The organism is Candidatus Bathyarchaeota archaeon (assembly GCA_023131225.1).
Lineage (GTDB): Archaea > Thermoproteota > Bathyarchaeia > Bathyarchaeales > SOJC01 > JAGLZW01.
Genome location: JAGLZW010000034.1, coordinates 1 through 19615 on the forward strand (window position 1 = coordinate 1; position 19615 = coordinate 19615).

At 42.9% G+C, this 19615-nt stretch carries 24 protein-coding genes and 1 tRNA gene; 4 read left to right on the forward strand and 21 right to left on the reverse strand.

The genetic code is table 11. From position 1 onward, the window contains the following. The 5 genes from KAU88_08625 to KAU88_08645 form a co-directional block, all read right to left on the reverse strand. Positions 1-842 (reverse strand): histidine--tRNA ligase family protein (locus KAU88_08625; GenBank protein ID MCK4478572.1); only part of this gene is annotated, 842 nt, incomplete at its 3' end. Positions 843-852: 10 nt separating this feature from the next. After that, complete coding sequence (gene endA, locus KAU88_08630; GenBank protein MCK4478573.1) at positions 853-1428, reverse strand: tRNA-intron lyase; 576 nt, start codon at positions 1426-1428, stop codon at positions 853-855. Between the two features lie 59 nt (positions 1429-1487). Then, positions 1488-2504 carry an S-methyl-5-thioribose-1-phosphate isomerase gene (mtnA, locus tag KAU88_08635; protein ID MCK4478574.1) on the reverse strand — a complete coding sequence of 339 codons (1017 nt, stop codon included), beginning with the start codon at positions 2502-2504 and terminating at the stop codon, positions 1488-1490. A 101-nt stretch (positions 2505-2605) separates the two neighbouring features. Continuing rightward, positions 2606-3343, reverse strand: coding sequence for an adenine phosphoribosyltransferase (locus KAU88_08640; protein ID MCK4478575.1), 738 nt, complete (start codon positions 3341-3343; stop codon positions 2606-2608). 128 nt (positions 3344-3471) lie between these two features. After that, positions 3472-3563, reverse strand: a tRNA-Arg gene (locus KAU88_08645). Between the two features lie 386 nt (positions 3564-3949). Between KAU88_08645 and KAU88_08650 the strand changes: the two genes are divergently transcribed. Continuing rightward, positions 3950-4318, forward strand: coding sequence for a hypothetical protein (locus KAU88_08650; GenBank protein ID MCK4478576.1), 369 nt, complete (start codon positions 3950-3952; stop codon positions 4316-4318). Between the two features lie 6 nt (positions 4319-4324). Here KAU88_08650 and leuS read toward each other — a convergent pair whose 3' ends face one another. The 8 genes from leuS to KAU88_08690 form a co-directional block, all read right to left on the reverse strand. Next, the gene (gene leuS / locus KAU88_08655) at positions 4325-7219 is read right to left on the reverse strand and encodes a leucine--tRNA ligase (protein MCK4478577.1); all 2895 of its coding nucleotides are present in this window, start codon (positions 7217-7219) and stop codon (positions 4325-4327) included. Positions 7220-7330: 111 nt separating this feature from the next. Further along, positions 7331-10117, reverse strand: coding sequence for an alanine--tRNA ligase (locus KAU88_08660; GenBank protein ID MCK4478578.1), 2787 nt, complete (start codon positions 10115-10117; stop codon positions 7331-7333). A gap of 149 nt (positions 10118-10266) precedes the next feature. After that, positions 10267-10581 (reverse strand): 50S ribosomal protein P1, encoded by a 315-nt coding sequence (gene rpl12p, locus KAU88_08665; protein ID MCK4478579.1) that lies wholly within the window; start codon positions 10579-10581, stop codon positions 10267-10269. Between the two features lie 38 nt (positions 10582-10619). Next, positions 10620-11498 carry a 50S ribosomal protein L10 gene (locus KAU88_08670; protein MCK4478580.1) on the reverse strand — a complete coding sequence of 293 codons (879 nt, stop codon included), beginning with the start codon at positions 11496-11498 and terminating at the stop codon, positions 10620-10622. Positions 11499-11510: 12 nt separating this feature from the next. Next, positions 11511-12161 (reverse strand): 50S ribosomal protein L1, encoded by a 651-nt coding sequence (locus KAU88_08675; protein ID MCK4478581.1) that lies wholly within the window; start codon positions 12159-12161, stop codon positions 11511-11513. 51 nt (positions 12162-12212) lie between these two features. Beyond that, the gene (locus KAU88_08680) at positions 12213-12704 is read right to left on the reverse strand and encodes a 50S ribosomal protein L11 (GenBank protein ID MCK4478582.1); all 492 of its coding nucleotides are present in this window, start codon (positions 12702-12704) and stop codon (positions 12213-12215) included. Beyond that, positions 12705-13181, reverse strand: coding sequence for a transcription elongation factor Spt5 (locus KAU88_08685; protein ID MCK4478583.1), 477 nt, complete (start codon positions 13179-13181; stop codon positions 12705-12707). It lies immediately after the preceding gene. Between the two features lie 17 nt (positions 13182-13198). Next, entirely contained in the window at positions 13199-13369 is a 171-nt protein-coding gene (locus KAU88_08690) for a protein translocase SEC61 complex subunit gamma (GenBank protein MCK4478584.1), read from the reverse strand. Between the two features lie 190 nt (positions 13370-13559). On the opposite strand from KAU88_08690, the gene KAU88_08695 reads away from it, so the two are divergent. Beyond that, complete coding sequence (locus KAU88_08695; GenBank protein ID MCK4478585.1) at positions 13560-13907, forward strand: ribonuclease P; 348 nt, start codon at positions 13560-13562, stop codon at positions 13905-13907. Next, positions 13876-14151 carry a YhbY family RNA-binding protein gene (locus KAU88_08700; GenBank protein MCK4478586.1) on the forward strand — a complete coding sequence of 92 codons (276 nt, stop codon included), beginning with the start codon at positions 13876-13878 and terminating at the stop codon, positions 14149-14151. The genes KAU88_08695 and KAU88_08700 overlap by 32 nt, the downstream gene beginning before the upstream one ends. Positions 14152-14188: 37 nt before the next feature. Here KAU88_08700 and KAU88_08705 read toward each other — a convergent pair whose 3' ends face one another. Both KAU88_08705 and KAU88_08710 read right to left on the reverse strand, forming a co-directional pair. Further along, the gene (locus KAU88_08705; GenBank protein MCK4478587.1) at positions 14189-15229 is read right to left on the reverse strand and encodes a radical SAM protein; all 1041 of its coding nucleotides are present in this window, start codon (positions 15227-15229) and stop codon (positions 14189-14191) included. Positions 15230-15236: 7 nt separating this feature from the next. Further along, complete coding sequence (locus tag KAU88_08710; GenBank protein MCK4478588.1) at positions 15237-15734, reverse strand: Lrp/AsnC family transcriptional regulator; 498 nt, start codon at positions 15732-15734, stop codon at positions 15237-15239. 160 nt (positions 15735-15894) lie between these two features. Between KAU88_08710 and KAU88_08715 the strand changes: the two genes are divergently transcribed. Further along, a complete protein-coding gene (locus KAU88_08715) occupies positions 15895-16893 on the forward strand; it encodes a radical SAM protein (GenBank protein ID MCK4478589.1) in 999 nt (332 codons plus the stop codon). Between the two features lie 46 nt (positions 16894-16939). Here KAU88_08715 and KAU88_08720 read toward each other — a convergent pair whose 3' ends face one another. The 6 genes from KAU88_08720 to KAU88_08745 form a co-directional block, all read right to left on the reverse strand. Further along, positions 16940-17170 carry a hypothetical protein gene (locus KAU88_08720; GenBank protein MCK4478590.1) on the reverse strand — a complete coding sequence of 77 codons (231 nt, stop codon included), beginning with the start codon at positions 17168-17170 and terminating at the stop codon, positions 16940-16942. A gap of 33 nt (positions 17171-17203) precedes the next feature. Next, on the reverse strand, positions 17204-17599 hold the full coding sequence (locus tag KAU88_08725) for a hypothetical protein (protein ID MCK4478591.1): 396 nt from the start codon (positions 17597-17599) through the stop codon (positions 17204-17206). Positions 17600-17620: 21 nt separating this feature from the next. Next, the gene (locus KAU88_08730; GenBank protein MCK4478592.1) at positions 17621-17812 is read right to left on the reverse strand and encodes a hypothetical protein; all 192 of its coding nucleotides are present in this window, start codon (positions 17810-17812) and stop codon (positions 17621-17623) included. A gap of 77 nt (positions 17813-17889) precedes the next feature. Continuing rightward, positions 17890-18342: a hypothetical protein gene (locus KAU88_08735; GenBank protein MCK4478593.1), complete on the reverse strand. Its 453-nt coding sequence runs from the start codon at positions 18340-18342 to the stop codon at positions 17890-17892. A gap of 352 nt (positions 18343-18694) precedes the next feature. Next, positions 18695-18997 (reverse strand): hypothetical protein, encoded by a 303-nt coding sequence (locus KAU88_08740; GenBank protein ID MCK4478594.1) that lies wholly within the window; start codon positions 18995-18997, stop codon positions 18695-18697. Between the two features lie 9 nt (positions 18998-19006). Continuing rightward, the gene (locus KAU88_08745; GenBank protein MCK4478595.1) at positions 19007-19261 is read right to left on the reverse strand and encodes a hypothetical protein; all 255 of its coding nucleotides are present in this window, start codon (positions 19259-19261) and stop codon (positions 19007-19009) included. Between the last annotated feature and the right edge of the window lie 354 nt (positions 19262-19615).

Genomic DNA, 19615 nt, shown 5'->3' on the forward strand with positions numbered 1-19615 from the left:
AAAATCATTCCAGTATAGTATTCTAAGCCTCGTGCAAATCCTGTTTCAATTGACATGTTGAATTTAACTCCGCTTTCTTTGCATAACTCAATGATTTGCTGCAGGTTATCTACTGCTGTAACCGGACTCTCATATTCCTCTAGTTTTTTCTTTACTTCAGTTAAGACTTTGGAAGCGTCTTTTCCCTTAGCTTCAAAAACCTCTTTCAGAGCTGATAAACCCTTTCTTGAAACGCCAAATTCTTCAGCGGTTCTAAGCGCTTCGTTCCACCGTTTGGCGTCTAATAGCTGCATCAAGCTATTTTGATGTTCATCTCTTACGCCTTCTTCAGACAGCAATCCACGTAGGATTCCTACGTGACCGATTTTGAACCAAAAATTAGAAAGTCCAAGTTTTTGCAGGAGATGGTTGGTGAGGGATAGAACTTCTACGTCTGCTTCAGGTCGGCTGCTACCGATAATTTCGAAGTTTGATTGCCAAAACTCTCGGTAACGGCCAAACTGTGGCTCGTCATACCTGTATAAAGTGCCTGTTGAGAAAAGTCTCAAGGGCTTGGGTTCGTTCCGCAATGTGCTAGCCATCAATCTTGCAATGGAAGCGGTGAATTCCGGTCTCAAGGCTAATTTTCGTCCACCCAGATCTTCGAAAGAATACATACGGGCTTTAATTTCTTCTCCGGACTTCGCGGTCAATAAATCATAATGCTCCACAAGCGGTGTAATTATTTCCTCAAAGCCGTGCAGGCCTGCAACTTTTTTTGCGACAGCCTCTACATACCTCAGTTTTTCTGCGTCTGATGGCAGAAAATCCCGCATTCCTCGAACAGTCTGAATTTTGGTCATAAAAGTTCCTCTATGATTTTTTCATGGTTAACTTTGAAAGAGTATAATAAACGATTTCTCCGCGGCGGTTCACAACCACCAAAACCAGCTTCTTTTTCAAGCTTTGAGCATGCTTCAACACACGAGCCATATGTTTTACCGAAATAGGCTTGCCTTCCTGAATCCCGAGAACGAGATAAGTGGCAGTGGCTTTTCCATACTCTCCCCTTTCGTAAACTCGAAAATCTATTCCTAACCCGAATCCCTCCCTCACCACGTAACCACGGCTTCTCAAATCTCGATAAATCAAATATTTCACCCAAACATTTTCATCCGCAAGCCCGAAACGATGCAGAAGCTCTTGGAAATCTAAAGCCTTACGCGATTTTCCTCTAAAAACTTCAAGTATTCCCTTGCTTTGGAGAAACAGGGCTTCGTAGAAACTCAAAGTCAATTTTCTATTTTCTAGTATTCCGTAGCCGCGAGAAGCGAAGTTTTCAAAACCGTCACTAGCTGACACTGTAACACCTTTTTTTGAAAGTGAGCCCTTAATCTTCTTGATTTCAGAATTCCGAGACTCTTCGACTTGCCGTTTCTTATCCTTCAAAGCCTTGTCCTGCCAACACAAACTAATAGCATACAAATTATGAGATATATAACTAGTCTTCAAGCAGTTGAAAGCTTTTGGAAATCAGCTGGTGAAAGGACCCCTTCTTCACAGATTATTGCGGTAACATATTTCATAGGCGTAACGTCAAAAGCCGGGTTAAAGGCAGGTACCCCTTTCGGAGCAACCTGCACACCACAGAATCTAACCACTTCCTCCGTACTCCTTTCTTCAACAACTACATCTCCTGCCAATCGATTCATGTCGAATGTTGACTTTGGAGCAGCAACATAAAAAGGAACCCCATGCTCGTGAGCTATCACTGCTATCGTATAAGTGCCAATTTTGTTAACCACCGCATCCTTCACTATCCTATCCGCTCCCACAACCACCTTATTGACCAATCCTTTACCCATAACATAGCCCACCATACTATCAGTAATCAAAGTTACAGGAATGCTGTCGCGAAGCAACTCGTAAACAGTTAGCCGTGCACCTTGAAGCAGAGGCCGAGTTTCCGTCGCAATGACCTTGATGCCCTTGCCATTTTTCCAAGCTGATCTTATAACTCCCAGTGCCGTCCCGTAGTCCACCGTTGCTAAACTGCCTGCATTACAGTGCGTTAGGATGGTGTCACCATCATCTAGGAGCTCAGAACCGTGTTCTCCAATTCTCCGATTCACATCAACGTCTTCCGCGGCTATTCTTTGCGCTTCTTCAACTATAACTCTTACAACGACCACAGCATTCCCTTCTGTTTTTTTCGCTTTCTCCATTACTCTGTCTATCGCCCAAAACAAATTCATAGCAGTAGGCCGAGTTGTTTTTAAAAATTGTGCAGAAGCACTAAGCTCTTCAATAAGCCTTCCTCTGTCTCCGGCCTTTGAATAATATGCTGTTAACGCAAGACCATAAGCTGCTGCTGCTCCCAAAAGTGGCGCTCCGCGAATCTGCATGGTTTTGATGGCTTTTACAACTTCATCGCAACTTGTCATTTTCAAAAGTGCTGTTTGATTAGGCAGCTTGGTCTGATCAACAGTCGTCACAACACCATCTTTCCATTCAATCGTTCTCATGCACAATCATCCCTACAGAACTCTATTATCGTTCTATTTGCCGAATACGTTTTTCGGGTTAAAGCAACTAAAAATTTCAACAACGTGCTGCAGTAGCGTTTTTAACTGCGTTTCGGAGGATTTACTTTAGTAACAACCTCTACAGGGCAACCTTTAGGCAGGTTAAGCCCTTTTTTCCAGTTTTCTCCAATGGCTATCAACGTGAAAATTCCAGAAAGCTCCGCTTTAGCTTTGCGAACGAGATTGATAAGTGCGTTTTGGGTTTCACCTGTTTTTATCATGTCATCTACTATAAGCACGCTGTCTCTTCGTTTGATTGCACTCTTAGGGATATACAGCGTCATAGTCACACCTGAATCTCTCAACACATATGTCTCTTCAAGAAAAGCTGGTACACCAACTTCTTTGTTCCACTTAGCAATAACGAGGTCAATGCCTAATTGGTTGGACACCATAGTTGCAAGAGGAATACCATCCACCGCTGCTGTTAAGACTTTAGTTACACGTCTTCCAGCGAAATTAGCTAGTGCGTAGTGGGCTGCTTGCCGTAAGATGTTATAATCGCTTATGATTTCTGTGTTGTCGAAGTATCCGTCGGTGTTGAAATGTATTTTTCTATGAAGTTCAACTTCTAACCCCACTATTTTCCTTAAGGTTTTCCAGAGTTTGTGGGTTCTTGCCAAGTTTGGCAGAACATGGCCTTTTGCGTATCGACTGAGAACGGTGACTGGTAAACCGGTTTTAGCTGATAACTCGCGGTAAGTGTGCTGACGCTTTGCAGTTCGAAGCAACTCAATTGTCATTAGGCGCAATTTCAAATCTTCTGCATGAGTGCTCATCTTTAGCCCTTCTATAAACATTAACAAGTTAAATATTAAGGTTACAGTGACTTATTTTTGAGTCGATAAGATTCAAAATTTCCATCTACCTTAAAACTTGGCAACTGCCAACGATTACGCTTATACTGTGGCGGGCCCGCTGGGATTCGAACCCAGGGTCTCCGGCTTAGAGGGCCGACGCGCTTTCTGTTGAGTAATATCCAGGCTACGCCACGGGCCCCGCTGGTACACTAGAAGGAGTATACAAAATATAATTCTTTTACTGTAGTGTGAAAAGTTTATGCATCTGCCTTCCAAGAAGGTGCTAGGTTTCGCATGATGTCTTTCTAAGAAAGTCTGAAAGAGGATATGAGTTTTAAGCCATGGCCTATCATCATAGATTTGGAATAATGTCTCCTAGTTCATAGAAGAATCTTACTATATTCTTTTTTAACTTGTTTTCTGTATAAGTTATTTTGGGGTGTAAGTTCAAGTCTTTACGTTTCTCTTTTCTCCCTTCTCTTCGGCAGATTAGAATGAACAACATGAACTTACACTCTACCTAAGTATTTATGTAGACTCAAGACTTAAATCCCGCAAGTCAAAACTTGTATATAGGGGAAGGTTATGTCAGAAATTCATCAAATTCCCATCCCCCTGAGTAATTACATCCGTCTTATAGAAAGAAAAAAGAGTCCATATTATGATTTGGCACTCTATATTCTAGCAGACATGGAAAAAACCTTTAAAAAAAGCCCCCACGCCAACATCATCTACGCGATTAATCCGAGACGGTTGAAAGAAGAAATGGAGGCGGAAATCCCAAGCGAAAAGCTGACTCCCATAAATATAGGTCGCACTATTTTAGCGCTTTTGTATAGAAGCAACCTGCGAAAGGGCGAAGATTATTATGTCACAACTAGTTCAGGTGGACGTAGGAACTATCACATCAAAGTAAACCGCAGCGTTTTGTCGACGCTTCAAATGCATCTCTAGCGTTTTCTATTCTATGTATATTCCTGGCCTGAACGGCTTTGCTAGCTGGGCGCGTTTTTTAGGGTCATACCGCCGCATGTCATCTTCTACATAAACTTGAATTTCAGCGTTCAATTCTCGCTTGAGGAAATTTTCTGCTTCTCTTAATACTGCAGCCTCGTTTAGCATACCGATAGACAGCAGCGTTTTTTTTCTATTCAATTCTCTATTCAATTCTATTCGGTTATTTTCGTCAATGATTTGGGCGACAAACTTGGAGATTTTTTTAGCAATCTTCTTCATTTCTTCCTCTTTCATCAATTCTTTCATCAAATCACTTTGAGTAATATGTTCTTTTTCTAGAGATGTTGCTAACGCCTTTTGGTACACTTTCCATTTCCACTGCGCTGCAGTGTAATAACATATTTTCTTTGGAGTTATTTTTGTTGCTCGAATTATGCTTATTGTGTCATTCAGTGCTGATTTGATCAAAGTTTCACTTTCTTCTGCAGCGGCACTGACTTTGCTTTTATCGTATTTAGGCCATCTAGTCGAAGAGACAAAGTTCTCTTCTTTCATCTTATTCCAAATTTCCTCGCAAATATGTGGCATGAAAGGTGCTAAGAGCCGCACCCAGATGTTCAAGGCCTCTAGTAAGACTTTGGCTTTCATGTTGCCTTTTCTTCTGGAATACCAGCGGAAGTCGTTCCAAACTTCAAAGAAGGCATTCTCCACAGCAGTACGAGATTTCAGCACTTCCATACTTTCAGTGACTGCGTTTATTCTGTGCTGTAGCACGCTGAGTAGCCATCCTTCCAACTGCCCTGTTTTTTCATCTCTTGCTTCCGCGATTATAGTTGTAGCTAGTCTGTAGAAGGATTCAAGCTTGTTTCTAGCATCTCGAATGTTTTCACTTCTCCAGTCTGGATCGTCCATGCCTTCTGCTCCCAACAGCAACGCGCACCGTGTAGAGTCAGCACCATACTGGTCAATGGTGCTTCGGAAGGTGACAAAGTTGCCTTTTGACTTGGACATAGGTTTTCCTTCAATCATTAGCATGCCATTAGCTCCTATCATCTTTGGCCAGTGTTCGGGTGGGAAGAGGGCTACATGTTGAAATAGGAAAAAGGTCAAGTGGTTTGGAATCAATTCTTTTGCGGAGTTTCGCATGTCCACTGGATACCAATAGAGAAACTCGTTTCGCATCGACTGCAAAACTTGATTATTTAGTTTGAACTTGAGGGCTACAGAATCTGAACTGCCTTTTCCATAGAAGATGTAGTCAAAAACTTCTGGTGCTAGTTGTTCCGGGGTTATGTTGTGTTGTTTGATGTGTTTGTTGATAGTGTAAAATGCCATGTAGATAGTGGAGTCGCTTAGAGTTTCTATTATCCATTCCTTTTTCCAAGGTAGCGGTGTCCCTAAACCGCTTTTACGGGCGCATGGCCAGTCTTTCAGCCAGTCAATGGTACTGAAGAACCATGGGGAGGCAGTCTCAGGGCAGATTGTGGTGCGGTTCAGTGCTTCTTTGGTTCTATTCTTCCATTCTGAGTCGCTGTACTTTAGGAACCATTGCCCCTCTAGCACTTTGACGATGCATGGCTTTAGACATCTACAAATGACAGGTTGAGGCAGATCATACATACTGTCAGCGACATTCTTCTTCCTTAAGTCGTTGATGAGTGTCTCTTTTATTTCTCGAACAGTTTTTCCAGCGTACTCACCACAGACTTCTTTTAAGAATCCGCTATGAAATTCTTTTTTGTATAACAGTTTTGTGGCTTCTTCTGCTTTGGGGTCACATTGGTCTTTTATGCCTAGTTGATTTACAATTTCTATCGCGGGGTGTTCGCCGAATCCTTCGACGCGAATCATAGAGATTGGCTGAATCGCTTCTACTTTGGATGGCTCGATGCCAAACTCCATTAGGGAAGCAAGGTTTTGCTGCAAATCTTTTAATGCTAGCCAGTCAGCTGGCGCATGAGCTGGAACACTGTACACCACTCCAGTTGCATGTTCTGGGTTAACGAACCACGCAGGCAAAATAGGTAGTTGCTTTTCAGCTATGGGGTTTGTAACGCTTTTCCCTATGAGTTCCTTTCCTTTAAAGCGACGGATAATAGTGATTTTTCGTTTTTGTTCTTTTAATTTATCTGCGGCTGTTTCGCTGATTATCCATTTCTCTCCGTTTACTTTTGCCTTTACGTAGTTTGCGTCTGGATGGAGCCAAATGTTTGTTACACCGTAGATTGTTTCTGGTCTAAAAGTGGCGGCTGGCAAGTAGGCGTCTTCACATTTGAATTTAATCAACGTGTATTCTTCTGGTGAGACTCCTTCGCCTTCATGGCGGTCATGGTCGCCAGTGGGACTTTTGCAATGGGGGCACCAGACTACTGGGTGGGTTCCTTTGACAACATAGCCTTTTTCGCGGAGTCTTTTGTATTGCCACTCGACGAATCTGCTAAATTGGGGTGAGGTTGTTTGGAATTCTCTTCGCCAGTCAATAGAAAATCCGGCACGACGAACCGTGTTTCTGTTTTCATTAGTATAATACGAAGCCATATAAACGGGGTCAACGAATCTTTTCAGATTTTCTTCTGAGACGCCGTCGATTTCTCGTAACGCCCTAATAAAATCTTTGTCTCCCAGCTTTATACGTTCGCTTGCACCTGCTATAGTTGTTCCAGTCCAGTGCCACGCCCACGGAAACAAAACGTTGTAACCTTGCATCCGCTTAAACCGCGCATAAGCGTCGACTCGTGTTGCTGTAAAAGCGTGTCCAACATGAACTGGCCCGTTCGCGTATGAGTAAGGAAAGGTGACAAAGCATTTTTTCCGCTCGGGGTCTGGATCTGACTCAAAAATTTTTGCTTTTTCCCAAGCTCTTTGCCATTTGGCTTCGATTTTGTGTAAAAGTTCCATGAAAGTTTCTGGATTAGGCAGCGTAGTATTAAAGGTTTTGTCAGTTTCTATTGAGGAATCGATCCCTCATTTCTCAAGCACCACTACACAAGTAAGCACAATAGCTTTTATCTATTGTGGCTTTTTCTTCAATTGCTGTCTCAAAACTTCTTCAGCTTTCTGAATTGCATCGCCGAGTTTGTTGAGTTTTGTTCCACCGCCTTGAGCAAACTCTGGTCTGCCGCTGCCTCCGCCGCCTATTATTTTTGCTGCTTCCCCAGCAATCTCACTTGCATCTACACCTTTCTCAACCGTTTTTTTTCCGGCCATTACAACAAAGCGTACAATTTTTTCGTTTTTACCGTAAAACAGTATGATCGCAGAAGGTTCTTTTTCTGTCAGTTTATTTGCGGTTTTTATCATGCGGTCAACATTAAGTAGTTCAAATTCCTGTATTACAAGCTTTACAGCATCAATTTCTTTGGTAACAGCTTTTTGTTCTAAACCTTTGCCACTTTCAAGAACTGCAATTTCTTCAATAAGGCATTTATTTTCACCGCGGATGTCCTTGCATTCTCTGAGGAGTCGTCTAGTGGTTGGCAGAAGTTTTTCTAATGGAGCATCCAACGTTTCAGAAAGTTTCTGAAGTAACTCTTCTTTCTTCTGGCTGGCTTCAACCGCATAACGTCCAGTGGTGTAAACTATACGTTCTACGCCGTCTTGAATTCGCTCAGTGTGAAGAATTTTGATGAACCCAATTTCACCTGTGTTCTTTACGTGGGTTCCTGCGCACGCTTCAACTTCCCAATCACCCACTTTGACCACACGAATTTCGTTCCCGGGCACGGCGCCGCCTTGGTAAAGTCTAAAACCATGCTGTGCTTCGGCTTCGTCTCGTGGTAACCATGTAGTTTCAACTGGGATGGTGTCGATTACTGCTTGGTTTGCTAGCATTTCAATTTTGTTTATTTCTTCTGGGGTTAGTCGTTGATAGTGAGATATGTCTAGTCTTGCCTGTCTAACGTTTTTCTGAGTACCTGTTTGCCAGACATGTTGACCGAGAACTCTTCGCGCCGCTCCCATGATAAGATGGGTGGCTGTGTGTGCCATCATGAGATAACTCCGCCTTTTCCAGTTTATCTGTCCCTTGACTTTTTCACCTTCTTTTGGTACAGTGCCTTTCACGACGTGAAGGATGACTTTGCCAACTTTCTGAACATTCACAACCTCTGCTTTCTTTCCATCAAACTCTAAAACGCCTTTGTCTGCTGGTTGCCCTCCACCTTCTGGATAGAAAATCGTCTGCTCTAGAATCACTTGATTGTTGTTTAAGACGCGCAGAACCTGGGATTTGAATTCGGTCTGATATGGATTTTCATAGTAAAGTCTGCGGGTTTCATGTAGGTCAGTAACCAAGCTAAGTCTTTCATCAGTAACTATTTCCTTTGGAGGTGCTTGGAGGTGTCGTTCAGCTACCATTTTGTAAAAGTTATCAGGAGTCTTCACCTCTATTCCCTCTCTGGCAGCAGTATCGCGTACTGTTTCGGGTGGAAGCCCGTGAGAATCGTAAAGCTCAATCAAGGTTTCGGTGGGAATTCGCCATTTTCCTTTCGACTTCAAGTCTCGTGCGATGCGCTTTACTAGGGTATTACCTTTTTTCAATGTTTGTTCGAATTTTCGTCTTTCCACCGAGAGCATTTCCAAAATCTCGTCGTGCATTCCTTTGAGGTGAGGAAAGTCCAAGGACCATTCGTTGATCTGCAAGTCTATTATGTCGTCTAGGCAGTTTTCAATGCCGAGGGCTTTTAGCAATCGGTATGTGCGGCGAATCATAAGTCTGGTCAAGTACCCTTCTTGAACGTTGGAAGGTACAACTCCTTCTGCAAGCATGAAGACTAAGCTTTTCGTGTGGTCTGCTACTGCAAAAGCATTCTCTATTGGTTGAAGGATTTCAGCTAGTTTGGACGCGGTCATTCTAACATATTTTGCTGCTTGATTCCAAGAGTTCCCTCTTTGGGTAGATTCTTCGAGACTGAAGGCACCTGAAAACTTTGCCACGTCAGCTAACAGTTTAGAGTCAATTTGGCCTATGCCTGACATCTTGAAAATAGCGTCTAGAATCTCTCCGTAGATTGCGTGAAACCCGCTTATAGTGCCCTGTGATATCCATGTGTAACGCTCAATACCATAGCCTGTGTCAACCGTTCGAATGGGCAGCTCCAGAAATTTGCCATCAACTACTTTGAATTTCATGAATACCAGGGTTGCTAATTCGAGCCCGCACACAACGGTTTCCAAGTCGGGTCCTGCGTTACCCCCGCCGATCCACACGTCTTCCTTGTAAATTACCTCTTCTGAAGGTATCCCCAGTTCCTTCGTCACAAATTCGTGGTGATACCGGACGGTTTCATCCTTCCAATAAATCTCTTTATTTGGATAGTTGAAAGCGTGGTGCCCGCCCATTTCAAAGATGGTGAGGTGTCGACCGAAAGTAGGACCTGTGTTGTCAATGTCGACTAGGCGGATGCAAGGCTGACTAATAACAAGGGGGTTTGCTGGTGGCGGAACTATGCCGTTCGTTACGTAGGGTTGAAAATCAACTATGCTGGCGCTTGTGAGGTATAGGTCGTCTCGCCACCGCGCCACCACGGGATAAGGCTTCATTCTCTTGTGCCCGCGTTTCTCAAAAAAGGATAGAAAGGTCTCCCGCATTTCCCGCAGAGTGTAAGCCCTTCGGGCTGGCGGGTTATTTATGAATGTATATGAGGCACATCCTTTAGAGGTGGCTTCTCCACAGGTTTCCATGTCAGGGATTTGTGTCCAGAAGTATTCGCCACATTTCGGGCACAATTTCCTCTCGTAACCTTGTTCGTCAAAAAATGGAACATGATACTCCTTTTCGGGAAAGCGTTTTTTCAACCTTAATCCCTCAGACCGAAAGTAAACTCAAAGACTCTTCACATTAAGGTTTTAGGAATCATTTAAACTATGTGTGTGAAAGGAAATTTTCCAGCGAATATACTAAAGTTGTAGAATGGAAAGGTAAACATGAAGGGCGAAGTGACTGTTTATCCGAATAATGCTCCAAGTCCTTCAAGTGCTGCTTCTTCTTTCTCCTTCTCTTCCTCTTCTGCCTTTTTCTCTTCTTTCTTAGCTTCAGGTTTCTCCTCTGTTGCAGGTGGCGCGGCAGGTGTGGCAGCCATCATTGTTGGTACAGTTTTTGTGGCTTCTTCTATGTCTACTTCTTCCAACGAAGCAACCAATGCTTTCACTCGGGCAGGATCTGTATTGATTCCCGCTGCCTTCAACAGTTTTGTCACATTTTCTTCGTCTACTGGTTTTCCAGCGTTGTGCAAGAGCAGCGCGGCATAAACGTATTCCATCTTCTTTTCACCTCTTACTTTTTCTACACTCTTCCTTTTCAACCTTTATGGGCTTTTTCCTTAACCATGTCCAAACGAGCTTTTAAGCTTAACATCTGACTGTAAGCTTTCCTAAGTATATCAGCCATCGTTTCCTTTGTAGGTATGTCCTCGTTTATACTTAGTCTGTAAGCATCTTGATGAGCTTTCTGAAGTAGAAACTCAATGTTGTCTGAAGTGGTGTAAGCGCTATTTATCGACAAATAGAAAGCATATCTGTGGGCTTCCTCAAGAGTCTTTCTGAATTCGTCAATGTCTAAACGCAATTGCTCCTTAGTTATTATTGCGCCATCGTCGTAGACTGCATTCAAAATAAGCCCAGCTTCAACCGGTTTTATACCTAGCTTTGATAACACGGCAGCTAAACGTTCTGAGATAGTTTCGCCTTCTTTCACCACTAACGTATCCTTATTTATCCAGACACTTCCTGACTCTATACGAGTCTTCAAGCCCACCGCGCCTAACTGGCTAATTATGGGTCCCGGTGGCTGTCCAGTGTTTCCTGCTGGAACGATAACATCAAAAGCAGCTACATCGCCAGTTTTTGCTGTAGTTTTCACTTTGCTCTTTTCTAAAAGCAAGACAAGTTTGAAGGGATTAAGATTTGTGAACAAGTAAATTGTCGAGCCAGTTAATTGGCCTTCTAGCTCATCCAAGTTTGGCTTATCTTTAGACTGAGCAATTGCACGCTTCATAAGAGTGTTCTTGATTACTCGAAGGTAGGCATCACGTTGCAGTTTTTTCCGAAGTTCTTGCAGTTGGGCAGCACGCACTTTCTGCAGATTAGCCAACGCAATAACTTTGTATTGTTGTATAATGTCCTCTATCTCTTTGATTTCTTTGGCTTTTTGTTGTAGTATTTGGCGTTGCTGTGTCATTGTAAGTTCCTTCTATAGTTTGATTTTTACAATTGGACCCATAGTGGTTTTCAGGCAAATTGTCGTAATGTTTTTGAGGCCTCTTTTAAGTTTTCCCTCAAGTCTCCTCACTACAGTCATTATGTTTTCAGCGATTTCCTCGTCTTTCATGTCTTCTGTGCCTATTGCGCATTGAAGAATTGGTTGACCTCGAAGTTGTATGCTCACAGTTTTCTTCCATTTTTCAATTTGTGTTTTGATGTTCACCGTAGGAGGAACAGGTTTTGGCATCTTACCTCTAGGCCCAAGAGTTGAACCTAAGGTTTTTCCTACTAGAGGCATCAGTGGAGCTTCCGCTATGAAAACATCATAGTTATTCGCTAGCTGTTTTTGTCGTTTTTTATCAGTGGCCAAGCTTTCAAGTTCTGCATTACCTATAACAAGTTCGGCGCCAGCTTTCTTGGCCTTGAGTGCAAGTTCTCTAGTTGCGATTACACATACTTCTACTTTCTTGTTTGGTGCGTGAGGGAGCTCTATTGTTTCCCGAATCTTTGCCTCAGGCTTTTTCATGTCGATATCGCGAAGATTGATGATTAATTCAATGGATTGGTTGAATTTCTTCTTTTCAGACCGTTCCCTAACTTTTTTGATCGCCTCTAGAATCGTCTTTGTGTCCAACGACATTGCCTAGGCCTCGTGCCAAATCTCGTATAGAAACCCGTTATAAAAAGATTGTTACTGTTCTTTCTCGAAAAGAGAATCATATTTGCCTTCATCTATTTCTCGCTGCACTTCCCGCGGATCTCTGCCTTCCACTGTTACGCCCATACTGACACAGCTACCTAAAACTTCTTTAGCTGCTAGCTTAAGCGACTTAGCCAATAACTCCGGTCTTTTCTTCTCAGCGAGACTAGCCACTTGCGGCATGGTAAGATTGCCCACTTTCTCCTCTTTTGGGCTACCTGAACCCTTCGAAATCTTCAATGCACTCACGATTAGCGCAGAAGTGGTAGGAGTGCCTACAGTGACCTCAAACTCTTTAGTCTCGGGGTCGACAGAAATCTTGACAGGAACTTTCATTCCAGCGTAGTCCTTCGTCAGCTCGTTGATTCTGTTTACTATGGTCAGAACGTTAACACCTAATGGACCTAAGGCAGGACCCAATGGTGGTCCAGCAGTTGCTTGTCCACCATTTACTAATGCGTTAATAATTTTCTTTTCAACCATCTATTTCGCCTTCTTAGTTTTTTCCACAACTTTGACATAATCTGCATGAACCGTTATGGGAAGAGTGAAAGTTGCTTCTAGAAGTTCGAGGATTACTTCACTCCTTGTTTTTTCGATACGAGTAATTTTCGCTTTCATACCTTTGAAAGGGCCACTGATAATTTCCACAACGTCGCCAGCATCCAATTCTTCAATAACGGGTTTAACTACAATATATCTTTCAACCTCGGAAAAAGTAACGATTCCTGGAACCCTAGATCTGACATGTTTAATTCCGGCAATTGCTTCTTCAACAAAATGCGGGCCTTCAGCCTCTACAAACACGTAACCTTTCAACATCTCCGGTACCAGAACCGCTTTAACCGGCAACTTGGCACTTTCAATTCTTATAGCAATTAAATTCGCCACATTCTTCTCTTGCCCGGCGGTGGTGCGGATAGCGAAAACAGAAGTTGAAAATGTTTTTTCTTCAGCCATTCTCAGTTCTCCATTCATTATAACCCTTGCAGTACAAAAGAAATTAGTTTGATGACAAACCCTACTGCACCTACTGCTCCAATGCCTAATAAACAGATTTTCGTCGATTGCCAAAGCTCTGATCTACCTGGCTTTGTGGCTAACTTTAGCAATCTACTAATAGATTGAAGGAAAGATTTTATACCCAAGGTTTATCGCATTGTCAAACATGAGTTCTCATATAAAAGGAAATCGCACAATGGATGATAGGTGGTTACATCATTCATGGAAATAGCCTATGCTTAGGGTTTCTGAAGTAAAGGGAGAAAAGTTATTACAATAAAACACCATTGTAAAAGCTACGGATTGTAAACTCGCTTTTAGAGGAAACGCATAGAATTGAGTGCCACAAACAAGAGGATTGCACTACAGCGAATTCACAGACTTTTCAGGCTTGCTAAAAATGTTATTCATGAAGACGAGAAATTGGCACAACGCTACATTTCTATTGCCCGAAGAGTCTCTATGGCGTCGAGAGCTCGTATTCCACGAGAATATCGGTGGCAGATTTGCAAAGGCTGTAAAAAGTTTATTTTGCCCGGTGTTAACTGTCGTGTGCGTATTCTGCAACGCAGGGAGTCCCACGTGGTCATTACTTGTGGCTACTGTGGTAAACATACGCGGTTTCCAATGAAAGTTGGGGAGAAACAGAAAAATGATAACACCAAAAATGAGACGCAGAATTAAGCGTGAGTTGAGTGCTGAGGGACCGACAGTTTGGATTGGAAAGAATGGAATCTCGCAAGAAGTTTTGGTTGAGGTAGATGGGCAGTTGGAGAGAACGGAGATGGTGAAAGTGAGGATTCTGAAAGCTGCGTTGGAAGAGAATAATGCTAAGGCGATTGCAGACGAGATTGCTCAGCAAACCGAGTCGGTGCTTGTAGAGGTTAGAGGTCACACTTTCATGCTTTATAGAAAGAAGAAAACATGATAACAAGCACAGCATATTTGGATTGGATTTATAACGCTTAACTGTTACTTCTGAGTTGTTGCTCTATTTCCTTAATCGCTTGCGTTGATGGTTGCATTGGAAAATTGTATAGAGGACCGCTTGGTTTTTCGTTGTAGTATGGACGGTTGCAGTGGGGACAGCCTGAGGTCAAGAATGGTGTTCCGCTTCGAATGGCATCTTCTAACTGTGTTTGTGAAACTCCGAAGTTAGTGATGTTGCCTTTTTCGTTGAAGCCCATTTTTTCAAATATTGTCTTTCCTTGTACTATTAGATAGCGGGCGAGTTGAATTCTCCTGTAGTGGTTTATTGTCGGTGGAGAGTTATGCTCTAGCGCTGTTCCATGTATAGGTGTGAAGGCGAAGAGTGCTGGGTAGACGCTATTGTCTATGCACCATTGAATAGTCTTTATCATTTCCTTTTCTGTTTCACCCAAAGCTACGATGAGATGGGTGCTTGCTTTACCTTTGCCAAATACTTCTACTGCTTCCAGTAATGCATCATGCTGTCTATCCCAATCATATGGGCCATCTGCGGAGATGCCTTTGACTTGGTTGAAAATGTCTTTTGTTGCTGCGTCAAGTGAGATCCCGATTCTTTCAACACCAGCCTCCCTCAGTTTTTTCATTTCCTCTTTGTTCAAAGGCTGACAGGAGACGGATATAGGAGCCTTTGTTCCACGAAGCTTAATTTCCTTGACTAAGGCTAAGACGTCCTCTAGAACAGTGGGATAGTTTAAGGCTTGAATGCAGACTCGCCTTATCTCTCCTCTGTGCGCAGAAGTTGCCAATTCGGACAATACTTTTTTCGTCGTGAGAGCTGGCCAAGTAACTCTAGAAAGCATGTCGGCACGGGTTTTACTGCTTCTTGCTTGCGCGCAGAAGCCGCAGTTTGCTGTGCATTTGCCCTTAATGTGGGTGAGGAGGTATGCGGTCGTTGGCTTGGTGTTTAGAAAGCCTTCCATCAAACGTAATGTTATGGCCGAGCCAGATGAGACTCGAACTAGGTTGGGTAGAATTGATTTTCCTGTTCTGGTTTGGTCGAGTTTCTCTGGTGACATCGCTTCTCTACAAATCGTCTGCCAAGTATTTTAGGTCAAAAGGTTTCATCTTGTATCCAGATTTTATGCTTACGAGGAATGATTCGAAATCGCTTACAATATTTCCCCAATTCAAGGCGAAGGTTCGCATAAAGTCGCTGTATCGTGAGTAGTTTTTGTGAAATGATACCATAATGATGTCCTTTCCACATCCTTCACCGTCCGCGGCGAAAATTATGTTTTGATGTTCATTTGTCCATTCAGCTGCGTGTTGCACTATTTTCTCAGCTTCATCAGCCGATGGGTAAGATTTTATTTTGATAAAGGTGAAAGCCAAAATTTGGTAGCCGAGCTTCTCAAAGTCAGGAATAACTGTGTAGGTTTTTATGTATCCTTTTTCTAGTTGGGCTCTCGTTCTGGTAATGGTTGGCTGTGAGACTCCTAAGATGCGAGCTATTTCTCTGTCGCTTCTCTTGGAATTTCTCGGCATTTCCTTTAATAGTCTGAGGAGTTTTTGCTCTTTCATGGAGGACTCTATTCGTGGCAATCCTTTAAAAAGCTTGATGAACAGCAAGCAGCAAGGAGAAGTTTGTGGATGTGAGCAGAATTGCTTAGGTGACTGTGAGAAGTGCAATTTTATAAATTGGAACATCAGAGCTTAATATTGCAGTTGGGGCCTAAGGTCTGTGAACTTCGAAGAACTGTTAGCAGCAGATGAAAAAAAGCTTAAAGAAGCTCTGGAAAAGGCGCGGATAATAAGCCAGACATACTTTGGAAAGAAGCTCCTCTTTTATGTGCCCAGTTTTGTCTATTACAAAACAGATTATTTTTGCTCTTTACCAACCGTTTTTCCATCAATCTCCATAACGGGCTCCTCATGTTCTCTACGATGTAAACACTGCAGCGGCATTGTCTTAAACACTATGTACCCCGCAGAGTCACCGGAGAAGCTTGTGGAACTTTGTAGAGATTTGAAAAGCAAAGGCGCGGTGGGATGCTTGATTAGTGGCGGATGTTTGCCAGATGGCTCTGTGCCGCTTGATAAGTTTGTGGATGCAATGGCGGAGATTAAGCGAGAGTTGGGGTTAACTCTAGTGGTACATACGGGTGTAGTTAGCAGAAGTATGGCGAAGCAGCTGAAGGAAGCAGGAATAGACGCTGCTTTAATCGACATAATTGGTTCAGATGAAACAATAAAAGAAATCTACAACTTAGATGTTAGTGTGTCTGATTATAAAAACTCGCTTCAAGCATTACACAACGCTAAAATCCCAACTGTGCCCCATGTATTGGTGGGCCTTCACTACGGCGAGCTGAAAGGCGAACTGCATGCGCTAAAAATGCTTGCAAACTATGAACCTTCAGCAGTCATCGTAATCGCCTTCATGCCAATCCGCGGCACCGCAATGGAAAAAGTTGAGCCACCTACACCTTCAGCAATAGGCAAAGTGCTTGTAGCTGCTAGGCTTATGATGCCGTCTACACCATTGGCGCTGGGATGTATGAGACCGAAAGGGATGCACAGAGCCATAACTGATGTTTTAGCTGTTAAGGCTGGTGTGAACGGTATCGCTTTTCCAGCAGAAGAAGCGATAAAGCTGGCTAAGTCGCTGGGTTATGAAGTTTCTTTTTCCTCTTTATGTTGTTCTCAGATTTTCGAAGACCTAGAAGACCGGGAAAATTGAGACATGAAAAAAATTGATGTGAAAGAATAAAGAGCCGAATAGAGTTTTATCTGAAAGTGAACTGCCACATTGAGCTCATTATCTGGTCTTTGGCGATTTTGATCTGTTTGCTCAGTTTTTTGGCGTCTTTTTTCGATATTCCTTGGCAGATAAGCTCTTTCTCGAATGCTTTTCTTGCTTTTCTCACTTTCCAGCCCAATGTTATCCAAATCAAGAGGAGTTGGGAGAGTAACTGAATGATTCGGGGAATTATGCCGAGAATTGTTCGTATTCGCAAGTCTGTAGCTCCGCCGATAATTGGAAGAGAAGTTTAATCTTCTTCCTCTTCTGAGCTTAAGCCCTTTTCCTTCATTTTCTCAGAGATTCTATCTTTAATTCTCTTCTGTATTTCTTCATGCATTTTTGGAGAGAAAGAGCCTTTACTCCCAATTTGCTTAAAAAGGTCGCCTAATCCTGTAAACGTTTTCATGTAGTCCTCTGTCATTTGCAGAGCTAGGTTGTCTGGCATTCCGCTGTCTTTTAGTTCTTTGTAGAAAGCTCCAGCTGCCTTGCCCATGTTGCGTCCTGCTTCTTCGCTGAAAACGCTGGCGATGATGTTTTTAATGAGTGCTGGAATTTCGGTGGAGACGACGCTTAGGATTTCTTTAATCTCTTCGGCTTCTTCCTTTGGGCTTTTTTCTCGACCTCTATCTTTCTTTTCTAGCATTTTATTTTTCTCCTTTTGTTGTTAACGGAAGATATATCGTCTTGATATTGTGATAGCTTGAGCTTTTTTGTGTTCCGCTTCAAACTTTGCTTTTTCTATTGAGCAGTTGTTGTGTTGTGTAACTGCGATATTAATGCCTGAAGACGGGGCAATTGTTTGTGGTAGTATCTTCCTTATTCCAGACAGCTTGTTTCTACTTAAACTTGTTTTCATGTTTCATACACCTCACTATAATAGAAGGTGTGGACACTCTAGTTTAGTATCGTGAGAAAAAGTGGTCAATCACTTGGTCACTGTTCGATTAATTCATATTTTTTGCCGAAGCCTACAACTTGGCGGACTATTCCTTCCTTTTCTAGTTGTTTTATGCGTTGTCTAATTATGCGTCTTGAGGCTGTGCCTCGCATGGCTTGAACTTGGCGTGTTATGGCGGAAATATTTAGTGGACCTTTCACGGCAAGGGCCTGTATTACGCATCGCCTCATTTCGTCTCTGGCAACTTCTGGCTTTTTGATGACTTGTTCTGCCATTTTTAATCGCGCTGCAATCTTCAAAGGTTCCTCGTATAAGCCTAAACCCACCTTTGTAAGCCGCAATGACGCTACTAATCCTTCATATTCAGGTTTTTCAAGAATCAAAGTTTCAAGAGCGTCTAAACGCTTTATTATCAGGTCTAACTTTTCGCTCAACTCTTCAGCGCTAATGGTTGATTTAGGCTGTGGTTTCTTCTTGTTTTCACTCATCTCTGAGCAAACTCGCTTCGGATGGAAAAGGTATAAGGTTCTTTGTTTAAATGGTTATACTCATTTGACAGTTCTCATCCTCATAAATAGACGTTCAGGGAATGGAATAAACAGAAGCATAAGACTCTAGCTTAGAGCGTCAAACAGCAAGTTGCCCGTATTTCAAAGCTTGCCAATGCTTCTACTCTTTTTCTCTTTGCTGCACCGCCTTAGTTGCCCTGCTTGCCCCCGCAAACGCTGACAACCCTAGAATCTCTCCTTTTGCTATATCCATTGGAATCGCAAACACAATTGTATTGCTCTGATCATAACTAATGTCTTCCAAACTCGACAAAGTGCGCAGATATAAGGTTCAATTACTCATCTGTTTTACAGCTTTCTCCAAATTTAGGGCAGCCATTAGCTCACCTTCACTCTTAATAATTACTGCCCGCTTTTCCCGCTCAGCCTCAGCTTGCCATGCAATCACTCGCTTCATATTTTCTGGTAACTCTACAGTTTGCAAACTCACTGAAATGATATCCACGCCCCAATCCTGCGTCTCCTGCTCCACAATCCTGCCAATCCTATCCGCAATCTCATCCCGCCGCGCCAGCAACTCGCCCAACTTCACATTTCCAACAACATCGCGCATCGTCGTCTGTGCGTGCTTCATCACGCTGTTTCACACGTTCTGAATGTTCACCAAACTGTCCCTTGTGTTCACTACTTTCATAAACACCACAGCATCAACGGTCACACTGATGTTGTCCTTGGTCATAACCTCCTGTCCCGAAACATCCAAAGTAATAATCCGCTTATCCTGCTTCAAGAAACTCTCCGCCAATGGCCACTTAAAGAAAAAGCCAGGACCCACTAACCATTGAAACTTCCCAAGTCGCAACGCAATGGTCTCCTCCCATTCCTTGTTAATCGCCATACAACCAGGTAAGAATCCTAGGAAATCAAAGCGACAATCGCAAACAGAGCAGATCGAATGTTAGGAAAGGCAAGGATATCAGCACCAGAAACAACACAAACAATCCCAAGAAGAACACGAACGGAGTAGAAGAACTCGAATACTCTTCACCTCTGCTCGACGCAACAACCGTACTCTTTATCTCATTCATCCTTTCAAACCCACCTCCCTCTCTCCCAACACTTTATTGTATCAAACCCTATTTCTGTTTTGTCAACACTACAAATACATTCATGTTTGACGTTTATTAGAAGCTAATTTGGAGTGAATAGTAGATGGTCTAATTATGAGTGAACGCACACGATTCTAAACAGC

Coding starts and splice junctions, on each gene's coding strand:
- KAU88_08740 (MCK4478594.1), bottom strand. CDS start 18,997: ATGAAGCACGCACAGACGACGATGCGCGATGTTGTTGGAAATGTGAAG.
- mtnA (MCK4478574.1), bottom strand. CDS start 2,504: ATGAGAACGATTGAATGGAAAGATGGTGTTGTGACGACTGTTGATCAG.
- KAU88_08640 (MCK4478575.1), bottom strand. CDS start 3,343: ATGAGCACTCATGCAGAAGATTTGAAATTGCGCCTAATGACAATTGAG.
- KAU88_08735 (MCK4478593.1), bottom strand. CDS start 18,342: ATGAGTGAAAACAAGAAGAAACCACAGCCTAAATCAACCATTAGCGCT.
- KAU88_08670 (MCK4478580.1), bottom strand. CDS start 11,498: ATGACACAGCAACGCCAAATACTACAACAAAAAGCCAAAGAAATCAAA.
- KAU88_08650 (MCK4478576.1), top strand. CDS start 3,950: ATGTCAGAAATTCATCAAATTCCCATCCCCCTGAGTAATTACATCCGT.
- leuS (MCK4478577.1), bottom strand. CDS start 7,219: ATGGAACTTTTACACAAAATCGAAGCCAAATGGCAAAGAGCTTGGGAA.
- KAU88_08730 (MCK4478592.1), bottom strand. CDS start 17,812: ATGAAAACAAGTTTAAGTAGAAACAAGCTGTCTGGAATAAGGAAGATA.
- KAU88_08710 (MCK4478588.1), bottom strand. CDS start 15,734: ATGAAAGAGCAAAAACTCCTCAGACTATTAAAGGAAATGCCGAGAAAT.
- KAU88_08680 (MCK4478582.1), bottom strand. CDS start 12,704: ATGGTTGAAAAGAAAATTATTAACGCATTAGTAAATGGTGGACAAGCA.
- KAU88_08705 (MCK4478587.1), bottom strand. CDS start 15,229: ATGTCACCAGAGAAACTCGACCAAACCAGAACAGGAAAATCAATTCTA.
- rpl12p (MCK4478579.1), bottom strand. CDS start 10,581: ATGGAATACGTTTATGCCGCGCTGCTCTTGCACAACGCTGGAAAACCA.
- KAU88_08745 (MCK4478595.1), bottom strand. CDS start 19,261: ATGGCGATTAACAAGGAATGGGAGGAGACCATTGCGTTGCGACTTGGG.
- KAU88_08675 (MCK4478581.1), bottom strand. CDS start 12,161: ATGTCGTTGGACACAAAGACGATTCTAGAGGCGATCAAAAAAGTTAGG.
- KAU88_08700 (MCK4478586.1), top strand. CDS start 13,876: ATGATAACACCAAAAATGAGACGCAGAATTAAGCGTGAGTTGAGTGCT.
- KAU88_08685 (MCK4478583.1), bottom strand. CDS start 13,181: ATGGCTGAAGAAAAAACATTTTCAACTTCTGTTTTCGCTATCCGCACC.
- KAU88_08725 (MCK4478591.1), bottom strand. CDS start 17,599: ATGCTAGAAAAGAAAGATAGAGGTCGAGAAAAAAGCCCAAAGGAAGAA.